The following is a 14427-nucleotide window of genomic DNA, read 5'->3' as shown; positions in this document are numbered from 1 at the left end:
CCTAAAACACACAATCTCGTAAACCCGCCCCCACCCCGCGCGAAAGTCCTTTAACTTTTTCTTGTTGCCGAGTTCAATCTAAAAAAAACCGGAATTGAATATGGTACAAACAATCACTCAACCAGAAACCATATCTATCGAATTGCCAAAGGCGATCGCCCTTCTTGTCAGTAGCGAGCAATTCGAGGCCCTAGCATTGGCAAATCCCGACTTGAGATTAGAGAGAACCGCAGCAGGAGAATTAATCGTGAATCCACCCACAGGAGGAGAATCAGGCAATCGCAATCTCAGTATCAGCGGGCAAGTCGATCGCTGGTGCGAAGCACACGAGGATTTAGGAGAAGGTTTTGACTCTTCTACCGGATTCATCCTCCCCAACGGTGCTCGCCGTTCTCCCGACGCTTCCTGGGTGACTAGAACTCGCTGGGAGGCACTAACTCCAAAACAGCGCCAAGGCTTCGTTCCCCTGTGTCCAGACTTTGTAGTAGAATTGCGCTCGGCATCAGACAGTCTCTCCACCCTTCAAACTAAGATGCGGGAATACATCGACAACGGCGCAAGATTGGGCTGGTTGATTGACCCGCAAAACCGGCAGGTAGAGATTTATCGACAACAAGTAGAAGTAGAAATATTAATCAATCCTGCCGAGTTATCCGGGGAAGACGTATTGCCAGGATTTGTGTTGAATTTAAGGCGAGTGTGGCGTTAGAGAGCTTTTGATACCAAATCCGCACAATCCCAGATTCCGCACCCCCCAACGGGCAGCATACACTGCAAGAGTGCGACTCAAAGTCGATCGTCCGAGACAATAGTGAATCAAAATATCGAAAATTCTGTGTTGCCGAGCATAAACCCGTTAGGAATTCCTAAAAATTAACGTTCGGGCATCACGTAAATTTTATTAATTCATAAAATATCAAAAATCCCACCCAAACTAAGGATCGCGAATTAAATAACTTACAATTTTAATTGTTATGGTGGGATGGGCGTCCCGCCCGTCCAAAAAGGGCGGGCGGAATCGGCCCACCCCACTTTCAAGAGTGTAAGTTATTTAATTCTCATTCCTAACTATTAATTCCCAGCAGAATTGAGTTCGCATGATGATGAGAGTAGGCTTTTGGGCCTGTCCCACAAGAGTTTCATAAAATTTATCGAGCCAAACTAGATGTCAGGCGAGCTTACTACCGCTACTTTTATGCCTAATAGTTCGGTTGCCTTTTCGCTGTCTACAGGCTTAGAAAATAAATATCCTTGCCCCAACTCACACCCCAACTCTCGCAGTTTCTGTAGCTGTGTTGGCGTTTCTATGCCTTCTGCCACGATATCCATACCTCGGCTGCGAGCCAGCGTCACAATTGTCTGGATAATTTCTACGCCGCTGTTGTCTAACCCAATGCGGCTCACAAAAGAGCGGTCAATCTTTAAGGTATCAATGGGAAACTCGTGTAAGCGGCTTAAAGAAGAGTAGCCCGTGCCAAAGTCATCGATACACAACAGAATGCCTAGAGCTTTTAGCTGCTTCAACATCTTTTCTTCCCTGGATACTGTTTCCAAAATGCAACTTTCAGTAATCTCTAGTTTGAGACGGTAGTTTGGAAAACCAGTTTGCTGCAAAATCTCCTCAATTCGATTGAGTAGGTTTGCTTGCTTTAGCTGCACGGGGGAAAGATTGACATTAATCGCCAAGGGAGGTGTTTGGGGAAACTGTTGCTGCCAAATACCGATCTGGTGACAAGCTTCCTGCAAAACCCACCACCCCAGTTCATTGATCAAACCAGTTTCTTCAGCCACAGGGATAAACTCAGCAGGCGGGTAGATTGTGCCAGATGGGTGATGCCAGCGCACCAAAGCTTCAAAGCCACTCAGTTGCCCCGTAGAAAGGGAGACAATTGGCTGGTAGTGAACGCAAAATTCTTGTAGCGCCATCGCCCTTCTCAAGTCGTTCTCCAACTGCAAGCGCGTCATCGCCACAGTTTGCATAGCTGGATCGAAAGTTTCGTAACGCCCTCTACCTTGAGCTTTAGCATAATACATTGCGATATCTGCATCTCTGAGTACGTCTTCTGGGCGATCGTAACCCATTGTGCTAACGATAATGCCAATACTGATATCGGTAAATACTTCATAATCATTCAAATTAAACGGCTGCCTTAATTGATTTTGGATGCGTTCAGCCACCCTGTTTGGTTCATCAATATCTTTAATATCTTCCAGCAATATCACAAATTCATCTCCTCCAAACCGCGCAACTGCATCTGTATGGCGTAAACAAACTTGCAGTTGATGAGCAATGCTTTTTAGTAATTGATCCCCAACCAAATGTCCGAGGCTATCATTCACTACTTTAAAGCGATCTAGATCGATAAATAGTACCGCATATAAATAATCTTCATGTCTGTACGACAAGTCGATCGCCTGTTGCAGCCGATTCATAAACCAAGCGCGGTTAGGCAAATCCGTTAGCGCGTCGTGAAAAGCATCATGTCCTAATTTTTCTTCCCTTTGCAACAACTGAACTTGAGCCTGTTGAAGCTCGTTGTAGGCTTGTCTAAGTTCAGCCGTTTGAGAAGCCACCCGTTCCTCTAACTCAGAAGTCAGTTTTTGCAAGGCCGCTTCCGCCTCTTTTCGCCCTTCAATTTCCTTTTTGAGAAGCACATTTTGCTCTTCCAGCGTCTTGGTCAAATTTCGCAGTCTCAGGTGTAGTTGCACGCGGGCTAGGACTTCCTCTTGCTGAAAGGGTTTGGTGATATAATCTACTGCCCCCATTGACAGACCTTTAACCTTATCCACGCGATCCGTAAGAGCTGTCATAAAAATCACAGGAATATCTTTCGTTGCCACCGATGCTTTTAATCGGTAGCAGGTTTCAAACCCATCTATCCCCGGCATCATCACATCTAACAATATGATATTTGGCGAAACTTCTTGTAACTTCTCAATAGCACTTTCCCCATCCTTAGCTACTAAAACCTTGAAGCCTGACTCCTTCAAAAAATCGAACAGAAGTTTGAGGTTATTCGGGTTATCGTCAACAATTAAAATTACATTATCTTTTTGGTTAACCATTTTATTAGCCCAAATGTTTTTTGACAAAAGCTAGTAGTTCTTTTTCTTCAAAATTTTTGGCAAATTGCAAGATTTTATTAGCAAAGGGTAGATAGTTGCCGTCTATCTGCTTGAGTCTATTGGCCTCCTGCTCAACCACTTCAATATCGCCGATACGAGCTGCATTAAACAGCGCTACCAGCTCTGCTGATGGCGGTATTACAAGCTCACCACTCTGAACGTTTAATAAATCCGTCAAACCTGCCTGCTGTGCGTTCGCCAAATCCGCAGGTTTGTCGTAAATCCATTCTATTTGTAAGTATTTTTTTAATACTTCTAGCAATTCTTCTACTTGGATAGGCTTTGACAGGAACTCGTTACAACCTGCTTCTTGGCTATTGTGCCGATCGAATTCAAACACGCTGGCGCTGGATGCTATCAATATTACATCCTTAAACTCTGATGACTTTCGGAAGCGCCGCGACATTTCAAATCCATCCATTACTGGCATCACTAAGTCTGTAATAATCAGATCGGGTTGAAAATCAATGGCTTTATCTAAACCATCTTGTCCATTACAAGCTTCCATGATTTTAAAACCTAGTGGTTCTAACAAAGTTCTAATAAAACCTCGATTTTCTAATCGATCGTCTACTAACAAAATTTTATTTTTATTTCCTTGAAAACCTGTTAAATTAATAGAAGTATTTAGCGGGGGTTGCTCAATAAAATCGGATGATTGAGTCAACTCTAAATCAAAGGAAAAAATGCTGCCTTGACCGAGTATACTTTCGACTTTTATTTCGCCTCCCATCAGTTGAACAATTTTATGTGCGATCGCTAATCCTAACCCAGTGCCTTCTGCCTTCTGCTGGCTATTTCCGACTTGTTCAAACGGTAAAAATATTTTTTCTAACTGTTCAGGTGCCATTCCAATCCCCGTATCTTGGATATGGAAACGAATTTTAGTAAGTTGTGATTGGTCAGAGTCTTCCCCCGTACCTATTACGCCTACCTTAAAAATAACACCTCCTTTTTCTGTAAATTTAATCGCATTGCCCAAAAGGTTAATCAAAACTTGGCGCAGTCGTTTTTCATCAGCATTTACAGCGTTGGGAAGTTGATTTAATACTTGATAACTAAATGTAATTTCTTTTTGTTCAGCTCGGATACGGCACATTTCCACAACCCCGATCAAAAAAGAAGAAAAATTAAAACTTGAGCTGTAGAGTTCCATTTTACTGGCTTCAATTTTAGAAAGGTCTAAAATATCGTTAATCAGCGTGAGTAAGTGCGAACCACACTGGTGAATAATGTGGATAGCATCTTTTTGTTTAGGAGTGGTAGTTTTATCGCGTTCCATAATTTGAGAGTATCCTAGAATTCCGTTCAGGGGCGTGCGGAGTTCATGGCTCATATTGGCGAGGAATTCGCTCTTGGCATGGTTAGCAGTATCAGCGGCAATTTTTGCTTCTTTTAGCTCACTTGTCCGTTCTTCTACTCGATTTTCTAGCTCGGAGTTGGTCTTTTCTAAAGCAGCAAAATACTCGCGCAATTGCTGTGCCATTTGGTTAAAAGATTCAGCGAGAACTCCCAGTTCATCTATGCTATTTACCTCTACTTTTTGGTCTAATTGACCGCTAGCGATCGCTCTACTCGCTTTACTCAAACGAAAAATAGGATGGGTAATCCAGCGGGAAGCGAGGATTCCTAACAACGTCGCTAGCACTAACGCTAAAAAGCAGAGTAAGATAGTGCTGCGGGTATTGGCATTGATTTCCTCCATAAAGTCGGCTTCTGGAACGACTACAACAATCAGCCAATCAAGACCTCGACCATCTTGGAATGGGGATACTTGCACGAATTCCCGCTCACCTTCTAGTATAAATTCTAGTTGCTGGTTGCTATCAATTTCGGTGAAGTTACCAAAGTGTTCTATTAAATGCTGCGCTGTTCCCTGTATCAAAGGCACGCTGCTTTCAATCGCTTTTAATCTTTGCGTTTTTTTGCGATTTTTTTTATTGATAAATGGCTTCTCTGGGGTGGAAGAAGCCACTAGAAAGCCAGAACGTTCTATGATGAAAGTCTTTCCGGATTTACCAATTTTTAAACTTTGGAGAAAGTTGCCGATTTTTGAGAGAAACAGATCGGTACTTACAACTCCTATAAAAGTGCCATTTTTGTCGTAAACAGGTTGGCTAGCGGAGATTCCCAGGCTAGGTTGAATAAAATATTGATAAATTTTATTCCATTGGGGTTTGCCTGCAACTTTTGCGGCTTTATACCAGGGTCGGATGCGGGGATCGTAGTCTGGGTGGGTTTCCTTAAACTGAGTCGGGTTGCCCTCTCTATCTACCTTGACGATCGTATTGAGAAAATTAGTAGAGCGATCGGTTATTTCAATAACCACACTGCCATCATCCTTATATCCAGCACCCGCGTATTCTTTTTTTTCCCCGCCAAAACTGATGTAACTAACAGTGGAAAATTGCTTGAGCTGCCAGTAGAAGTAGCTTCTCATAGAACTCATATTGTCTCGATTCCACAATCCAAAGCGGCGAATGGCATCGGCGCTGATGGCATTTACCAAATGGGGCGTTTCCAAGTAAGAGTTTAATTGTTGATTGATGCGGGCGACTACCTCCGTTCGTAATTGGGTAGTAACGTTGTTGACGGCAGTTTTGCCGTTGCGTAGCGAGAGCCAACCTGTCAGTCCCACAGCGAGAAAGATTTGCAGCACGAATGGTACGACTAATACCAGGCGCAGGGGGATTTTTTGAGGGCTTTTTGCAAGTTCATTCTCACTTGCGGTTAGTGTCATGGCGGAGTCATTTTAGTATTTGAATTATTTCAATAACGGGAGCATCTCAATGAAAGCAGCCCAGCTAGAAATTGGAGTTTGGAGTCAGAAGAAAGGAGCCAGGAGCCAGGAGCCAGGAGGAAAGAGTCAATCGATTTGAGATTTGAGATTTGAGATTGAAGCATTGACTTGCGCGAGATAAATACGTTCGGCAAGTTTCATCGGATACAGGTTTTTTATTTCTGGACGGATGAATCCGGGGGCTTGTATCCTGGATGCTTGATTGTCAGAAGAAAGGAGCCAGGAGCGAGAAGGAAAGAGCCAGAAGAATTATTTTTACAAATATGAGATGCTCCCTCAATAACAACAGTCGCTCACCCTTGGTCATTTAAAGTCAGCTCTAGGAAAATTATTGATTCCGTCTGTCTTGAACCCCAATTGGTTTAATGATATCTTATTGTTGAATAACCGGGCCCAAATGAGTGGCTAATACTGATACAGTGTGCAAATTTATGAGAAAAAACCGATCCCCATTTGAGACGAAATCTCCATAAATGTCAAATGCTATATTCTGCTTGGGGTGGCAGTGTAAGCCTACCTGCCGATTTCCTGGATATTGAGTACACCTTTATTCACTTGTAGGTCTTGACCTCAATACTAATTGATCTAAGCATACAACTATAGTCAGGACTTACGGGAGCATCTCAATGAAAGCAGCCCTCCGCTAGAAATAGGAGTTAGGAGTCAGGAGTCAGAAGCTAGGAGAAAAGAGTCAGAAGTCAGAAGTCAGGAGCCAGAATCAGTGTTTTTACAAATATCAGATGCTCCCGGACTGACGAACTATAGGGTTTGAAACCCAGCTTCCCCGTACTGCCCTAAAAAAGGGGGGAACGGCTTCAAAAAACGGGGCACTTGAAAGCCCTCTTGGAAAAAGGGTTTGGGGGTTATATGCGTAAATCCTAAGCTTTCGCCAGCTAAATAGCGCTTTTTTTTTCAACCGGAGCTCTGGCCCGTCCCACAAAGATTCTCAAATAGAGGAAATGGGAACTTAAATGCACAATAACTTAATAGTCTATCGTGCATAGTGCCTAAACCAACCCTAAACTCAACACTGCGACGGGGTGACGAGCCGGTTAAAAGCAAAGCTGCGTCAAGGTTTTGAGTTGATTGACCAAGCAAAAATATCTTTGCGGGGGTGAGTCAATCAAAGAGAGTGGCGAGATCCCTTGAATCAGGTTCAAGGCGAGCTTGGACGATTTTATGAGTCAATTAGCCTGTCAATCATCCCCTATCTTTTTTGATGCTCAGGGGCTTTAATGCTTTTACCATCAAGGTTTCACAGGGGTTGTCACCGCGCCAAGTATTTTTACTTACTACTGTCTCGGACGATCGACTTCGCTCCGCTCTTGCAGTGTATGCTGCCCGTTGGGATGTGTTGTAGTAAGGAACTTTAGTCCTTAGTAACTAAAAGCTTTAAGAAAAGACAGAAGTCATTATTACAAAATTAATTGCACAATCAAATTCTATTGAATAGCTTGCCTGAATTCCCGCATTGCCTGAAGGTGATTTTCAATATTGATACACCGCGCTAATAATACAATATCTAAGTCGGGCAGAACTTGAGAGCGATCGACCTCTGCATATCCATCATCCCCCAACGAATACATACAAAGTGCGCCATTTTCCCAAAACCAAACTTCAGGAATTTCCAGGCGTTTGTAAGCTTCCAACTTGTTAATACCGCCGCTAGTCACCACCACTTCCACCGCCAAATCGGGACGTTCTCGGTTAGATCCCAATTCGTAAGACAAATCCGCTTCTCGCTTCACCCTTCCAGTTTCACTTTCTACTGTCACCGAACCCGTTGGCGTAAAGTCAATGCCTGCATATTCCAAATACATATCCACCAGCGTTGAAATCCGCTGTTTCGCGGTTTCATGTTTTCTTCCAGGCATACGTCTAATCTCCAGTACCCCATCTAAAAACGACAGCCTCACCCCCGGACGCGAGAGCAACTGTTCAACAGCCTTAAACTCTCTCCAACTTAATCCGTCAATTAAGATAGGTTCATCCACCCTTTCTAAAGTTGTTTCTAAAGTTGTCGTCATCCCAACTGCTCCTTCAAACGAAAATACTCTCTAAGAATTTTTCTAATAACTTTGAATAGCTTGCCTGAATTCCCGCATTGCCTGAAGGTGATTTTCAATATTGATACACTGCGCCAATAATACAATATCTAACTCTGGCAGAACTTGAGAGCGATCGACCTCTGCATATCCATCATCCCCCAAGGAATACATACGAAGTGCGCCATTTTCCCAAAACCAAACTTCAGGAATTTCCAGGCGTTTGTAAGCTTCCAACTTGTTAATACCGCCGCTAGTCACCACCACTTCCACCGCCAAATCAGGACGTTCTCGGTTAGCTCCCAATTTATAGGATTTATCAGCTTCTCGCTTCACCAATCCCGACGGGCTTTCCAGGGTCATCGATCCCGTGGGCTGATAATCAATTCCCATTTGAAGCAGATAAAGATCGAGTAGAGAACCAATTCGTTCTTTAATCGATTCATGTTTTTCTCCAGGCATACGTCTAATCTCCAACACCCCATCTAAAAACGACAGCCTCACCCCCGGACGCGAGAGCAACTGTTCAACAGCCTTAAACTCTCTCCAACTTAATCCGTCAATTAAGATAGGTTCATCCACCCTTTCTAAAGTTGTTTCTAAAGTTGTCGTCATCCCAACCCCTCCTTACTCAATCCAATCTTAATTATATCTGCGTTCATCAGCGTTCATCTGCCGACATCTGCGGTTGCAATCCCATCTACTGTCCCAAAGTTCCCTTGTACTCGTCCGGTACAAATTCCGTAACCACTTGACCCCCACTGCCGTCGCCTTTGACAATCACAGTTTGATTTTTCAACTCTCCCGCCGCCCTCGGCCCAGTCAAATTAAACACCGGATTTAGTTGCTTGTAAACCACATTTCCTTCGGCGTCGAAAGTCTGGTTAGTTAAATACCACGTTACGCGATCGGTATTTAATTGAGCTTGACGTTTTTCCCCAATTCCTACCACATTGCCCGTCAAATAAAAAACTTTTTTCTGTAAATCTCCCCGCCCCGTATCGCCAGTCATCGTCACCTTTTCCACGCGGTGAAAAACCTTCACAGGCCCGGGCGATACCACAGATTGCGCCGGAAAATTCCAACTCATCAAACTGCTTTCTATTTGCAGCGGCGGGTCTGATGGCATCAACTGAGCGTTTTTTGTCAGCGTCGCAATCTTAGTTTTTAAGTCTACATCTACTTGGTCGGAAAAACCGCTGTCTGTTACTATTTTATCTTTGTATCTGTCAATTTGAGTCGGTTTGTCGCTGTTTACCTTTTGTTGCTCCACAAACCACACTAAGTGCTCGGTTCGCAATTGCAAAATCGGATCTTTAACATTTGCCACCACAGAACCGAATAACTCCATCCTCTTAGCCCTGCTGAAAACCCGCGCTTCCTTCGCTGAAGCCGTCACCTGTTTGTTCTCTCCCGTCAAATTGTTGCGGACAACTAAAACATCCTCCTTTGGTCGCCACTCCAACTCATTTCCGCGCAATACCACTCCATTTTTAAGGTCTGTAGCGACTATGTTACCTTTGAGAAAAACTTGATTTCCTTCCTGAAATACCTGTCCAGTTTCTCCCTGAATGTCGTAAATTTCTTTGCCGTCTTGAAACAATTTGCCCACAGGTTTCTGAACGTTAACTATTTTTTGGTCTTTACTGTAAACTGCATTTTGCGAGTTTACTTTCCAGAACGTCTCGCCCTTTTCGTTTGCTTGTTCTAGAGTTACTTTGTTCAAAGTTAAAGTGCTGTTTGACTGTTGAGCGGTTTTGAGATCCTCAGCTAATTTGTTCTTTTGAGTCTCTTGCGGAACCGCACAAGCACCAATCCCCAAAATCAGTGCTGCTAAAAATAGCAGCCTCAATTTTGGGGATTTGAGATTGAGAATTTGGGATTTGAGATTAATCATTGGCAATTGGGAATTGGTAATCGGTAATTGGGAATTGGCAATGGGGAATTGGTAATTGATAATTGGCTATTGGAAAACACTTAATCAAAAATTAAAAATGTGTCATGTTTGGTCTAAATTTTTAACTTTTAATTCTCAATGATTCAACCTATTAACCCTCACCCCTTACCCGTTACCCATTACCCATTACCAAATCCCTATCTGTCGTCGTGTTCCTCCATCAAGCTCAGACCCGACAAAGGGCGGTAAGCATAATTAGGGCGCGATGTTTTTTGGATGTCGTCTTTAATCATTTCCAAATCGATATAGCGATCGGCTACATTAATCAAACTGTCGCTCGTCATCGATCGCAAACTCACCACCTCAACCCGCACGCCGCGATAGCTGACAGCATCCACAGCATAAGCCAAATCGCCGTCACCGCTGACCAGAACCGCCGTGTCGTAAGACCCCACTAAAGCCATCATATCAACAGCGATTTCTACATCTAAATTGGCTTTCTTAGAACCGTCAGGCAACTGTACCAAATCCTTAGAAATCACCCGGTAGCCGTTGCGGCGCATCCACAGCAAAAACCCCTGCTGTTTCTCGTTAGTGCGATCGACACCCGTGTAGAAGAAAGAGCGCAGCAGTCGCGAACCCGCAGTTAAACGGCACAGCAGCTTAGTGTAATCAATCTCAATTCCTAACTGCAAAGCCGCGTAAAAAAGGTTAGAGCCGTCAATAAAAATTGCCACTCTACCCCGATTTTCTAGAACCTGTTCCGGCGTAAAAAGGTCGTTGCTTTCTATTCTATTCAACATGATTGTTATGCCTCAATTTTTATGAAAGATTGGTAAGGAAATAACTGCTAATTCGTAGTCTGTCATAACACCCAGAGCGCTGGCTGCCAACTATGAAGGTACTGTTTACAGCAGTTCGAGCCGCTTAAAAACAGGTTGGGGTTCCCCCAGAGTTTGGTTTGCCGGCAAAGCGCCCCAGGCAGCATGAGCTGCAAAATTCGCTAAACTGTTAACTGTAACTCGATCGTTAAAGTCAATTGAAAAACCTAGCTGCTGATAGATAGCGTTGCTGATATTGGGAATAATCGGCGATAAAAGGTAAGATGCTAGTCTAACAGATTCCAGAACAGAATATAGCACTTGTTCGACACCTTCGATCTGTCCCTGCTTGTACAAACTCCAAGGTGCTTGCACGTCAATAAACTTGTTACCGGCTCGAACTAATGCAAGCACGGCTTCGGAAGCCTTGCTAAAAGCCAACTCTTCGTAAAAACCCGCTACTTGCTCGCCCAAATCCAGGCTCATGGCCTTGAGAAGGTTGTCGCCCTCAATGTTTTCTCCCAACACATTCGGTACGCAGCCACCGCAATATTTGCGAGCCATGTTTAGGGTACGATTAAGCAAATTTCCCAAATCATTTGCTAGCTCAGCATTCAATATATTGATAAACCGAGTTTCGTTAAAATCGCCGTCCTCTCCGAACTCAATTTCTTTGAGGAAATAGTAACGTACTGCATCAGGGCCGTATTTGTTGACCAATTCGACAGGGTTTAAAGTATTACCCTCCGTTTTCCCCATTTTTTTGCCGTCTTTGGTCAAAAACCCGTGTGCGAAGACGCGACCCGGCACCGGCAGATTCGCTGACATCAGCATTGCCGGCCAGTAAACTGCGTGGAAGCGAAGAATATCTTTGCCGATCAAGTGCAGGTCAATCGGCCACCATTTAGATAAAGCTTTCTCCAAAATCGGGTCGCTGTCCGGATCTAGCAAGGCGGTGACGTATCCCAGCAAAGCGTCAAACCAGACGTAGATGGTGTGACTGGGGTCAACTGGCATGGGCAGACCCCATTCGAGATTCACTCTAGAAATCGAAAAGTCTTGCAGTCCAGAGTTGACGAAACTGAGCACTTCGTTCCGGCGACTTTCCGGCGCGATGAAGTCGGGACGTTCGGCGTACAAGGCCAGCAGTTGGTCTTGATACCGCGACAGGCGGAAAAAGTAATTTTCTTCGTCGCGCCACTCAACTTCCTTGCTGGTGTGGACAGAACACCGATTTCCCGGCAACAAATCCCGTTCATCCTTAAATTCTTCACAGGAGACGCAGTACCAGCCTTGTTGCTGGTTCAAGTAGATATCGCCGGAGTTCCAGACGCGCTGGAAAAATTCTTTGACAATGTACTCGTGGCGCCGCGAAGTTGTGCGGATGAAGCGATCGTACTGGATAGAGAGTTGCTCCCACAGCGCCTCAAACGCCGGAACCACTGAATCGCAGTGAGCTTGGGGCGATCGTCCCAAACTCTCGGCTGTCCGCTGAATTTTCTGCCCGTGTTCGTCCGTCCCCGTAACCAGCAAAACAGATTTGCCCCGCAGCCGCTCAAATCGGGCTAGGGCATCCGCAGCCATAGTCGTATAAGCGCTGCCAACGTGAGGTAAATCGTTTACATAATACAGAGGCGTTGTTATCGCAAAGGTATTCTTAGTTTTATCAGTCGATTTCATTGAATGCTAAAAGAAAATTCCCTAAATTTCGTTTCGATCTTAACTCAGCGGTTAATTTTTTTTTGAGTGGCAATCAAGCCAAATTCACTGCAAGTTATTTGCAATTGTTTAACCCGGGCTATTCCCAAAAGAAATATTGCTTTCATCTCCACACTAATCTTTTTTAGTTGTTTTTGACGAACTCTCTAAAATGTCTTAATATTTTGACATTCTGCTGCCTTGGGAAGCGACGATCCCAGGGTGGACGCCTCATCTATTCATTGGTCGCAGCCACTATACCTAGAGCGGGCGAGCGCCCACCAGGCTTGCAACAAAACTCGTCAGTTGGGCTGCTAAACCCGCCGTTCGACTAACACTCCGCGACCACTTTCTGTAAATGCGCGATCGCTCACCATCGCCATCTCTTTCTCGCGATCGCTGGAAAGTCGATCGCCCCTAACTCCTGCCACTTTCCGAGCCGCTCGTGGACGCAGAAACAGGGTTTTTTACGAAACTCTCTTGTCAAGCGCGAAGCTTTAGTTTCTTACCTCAAAAAGAGTATCCAACCCACATTCCGCACCCTCAACTGTCACTATCGGTTTTTACTTATTTTGAGCCAGCAATAAAACTATAAATCATACTGTAATACCGTATATTAACGGATAAATAACTTTTTAAAGGCATAATTTGTTACTTTGAAGATATATTTTTCTGCGTAATTCTGCTGTATGACACCCCAGGGTGTGGAATGTGGGATAAAAGCCTAGGTTTTTTGTCACAAAACCCGGTCGATCGAGGTTGCGAGTGCCTTCGCAGACAATAAAACCCCAAGGCAGTTAAGCTTGGGGCTATCAAATTAGGGGGCATCTAACGAGGGATGATCCGATCGCCCTCGCTCCCCATCAGGAAAACTAACTCGATTTCCGCCAATAGCTTCTGACAAATAATCAGCCGCAGCTTCCACCACCGCGATCGCATTTTCGTAAACCATCCGCGTCGGCCCCAAAACCCCAACACTACCCACCGGCACCGATCCCCGGCGGTAAGTCGAAGAAATCAGAGTACAGCCGCGAATTGGTTCCAAGGAATTTTCCGAGCCAATACGCACCGTTACCCGCTTCCCTGGGGTCTCCAACTCAGGCGATTCAAAAATCAAAGGCCACAGCAATTCCTGCTCTTGTTCGAGCAGTTGCACCAGGGTTTGAACTTGCTGCAACTGGGAAAACTCAGGCAAGCGCAGCGCTTCTGCCAAACCGCCGATCAGAATCCGCGTGTAGGTTGGATTGCTTTGGCGGTTGCTCAAAGCAGTCAGCATGGTTCCCATCCACTCAGCGTACAGCTCAAAGTCCCGGTCTAACTCGCTCCAGTCTACAGCCGATAGTTCCGAGAGCGATCGCCCCCGCAACTTGCTGTTCAAAAAATTCGACAAAATCTGCAACTGGCGATCGACGATTTCGACATCAGGCGTATTACCTTCTGCGTCCCTCGGCAACTGCACCAAAACCGACTGAGTTTCGTAAGCATCCGTCACCACGATCAGCATCACCTTTCCCGGCTCTAGCTGCACCAGTTGCAAGTGGCGCAAGCAAGCCATATTGGTTTGCGGTATCGTGATCATGGCTATGTAACCGCTGATAGTTGCCAGGATTTGAGCAGCGCCGCGGAGTGCCGCGTCCATGCGACCATCCGACCAATTGAGCTGGTCTAGTACCTGTTCCACCTTGCGGGCCAGCGTATCAGACGGCTGAATCAACTGGTCTACATAAATTCGGTAGCCGGAGTCAGAGGGGACTCGTCCTGCCGAAGTGTGGGGCTGATAAAGCAGTCCAGCTTTTTCAAGAGTCCCCATCGCATTGCGAATTGTAGCTGGGCTGACGCTGAGGTTGAATTCGTCAACCAAAGCTTTTGAGCCAACGGGTTCCGCTGTAGCTATGTAGTGGCGAACCGTTGCCCAAAGGATGTGTTGTTGCCGATCGGTGAGGTTAACGCGCACAGATATTTAAGCAGAATTATAATTTAGAGTTGAAAGCCACTATTTAATCGAAACGTCTGTCCCAAGAGGGCGATCGGGCAGACTTA

Annotated in this window: 9 protein-coding genes; 1 reads left to right on the top strand and 8 read right to left on the bottom strand. The window is 45.0% G+C overall.

Features of this window, described 5'->3' with window-relative positions:
• Nucleotides 1–100: 100 nt before the first annotated feature.
• Nucleotides 101–709 (top strand): Uma2 family endonuclease, encoded by a 609-nt coding sequence (locus tag OSC7112_RS11565; protein WP_015176074.1) that lies wholly within the window; start codon nt 101–103, stop codon nt 707–709.
• Between the two features lie 452 nt (nt 710–1161).
• Here the strand turns inward: OSC7112_RS11565 and OSC7112_RS11560 are convergent, their stop codons facing one another.
• The 8 genes from OSC7112_RS11560 to hrcA form a co-directional block, all read right to left on the bottom strand.
• On the bottom strand, nt 1162–3066 hold the full coding sequence (locus OSC7112_RS11560; protein WP_015176073.1) for a two-component system response regulator: 1905 nt from the start codon (nt 3064–3066) through the stop codon (nt 1162–1164).
• 4 nt (nt 3067–3070) lie between these two features.
• On the bottom strand, nt 3071–5866 hold the full coding sequence (locus tag OSC7112_RS11555) for a hybrid sensor histidine kinase/response regulator (RefSeq protein ID WP_015176072.1): 2796 nt from the start codon (nt 5864–5866) through the stop codon (nt 3071–3073).
• A 1502-nt stretch (nt 5867–7368) separates the two neighbouring features.
• A complete protein-coding gene (locus OSC7112_RS11550; RefSeq protein ID WP_015176071.1) occupies nt 7369–7953 on the bottom strand; it encodes a Uma2 family endonuclease in 585 nt (194 codons plus the stop codon).
• Nucleotides 7954–7995: 42 nt separating this feature from the next.
• Entirely contained in the window at nt 7996–8586 is a 591-nt protein-coding gene (locus tag OSC7112_RS11545; RefSeq protein ID WP_015176070.1) for a Uma2 family endonuclease, read from the bottom strand.
• An 85-nt stretch (nt 8587–8671) separates the two neighbouring features.
• Complete coding sequence (gene lptC, locus OSC7112_RS11540; protein WP_015176069.1) at nt 8672–9868, bottom strand: LPS export ABC transporter periplasmic protein LptC; 1197 nt, start codon at nt 9866–9868, stop codon at nt 8672–8674.
• A 197-nt stretch (nt 9869–10065) separates the two neighbouring features.
• The gene (locus OSC7112_RS11535; protein WP_006631885.1) at nt 10066–10671 is read right to left on the bottom strand and encodes a LabA-like NYN domain-containing protein; all 606 of its coding nucleotides are present in this window, start codon (nt 10669–10671) and stop codon (nt 10066–10068) included.
• Nucleotides 10672–10776: 105 nt separating this feature from the next.
• Entirely contained in the window at nt 10777–12369 is a 1593-nt protein-coding gene (gene metG, locus OSC7112_RS11530; RefSeq protein ID WP_015176068.1) for a methionine--tRNA ligase, read from the bottom strand.
• Between the two features lie 835 nt (nt 12370–13204).
• A complete protein-coding gene (gene hrcA / locus OSC7112_RS11525; RefSeq protein WP_445933951.1) occupies nt 13205–14347 on the bottom strand; it encodes a heat-inducible transcriptional repressor HrcA in 1143 nt (380 codons plus the stop codon).
• Nucleotides 14348–14427 lie beyond the last annotated feature (80 nt).

It is taken from the genome of Oscillatoria nigro-viridis PCC 7112 (genome assembly GCF_000317475.1).
In the GTDB taxonomy this organism is placed as follows: domain Bacteria; phylum Cyanobacteriota; class Cyanobacteriia; order Cyanobacteriales; family Microcoleaceae; genus Microcoleus; species Microcoleus nigroviridis.
This window is presented reverse-complemented; position numbering and strand designations above follow the sequence as displayed.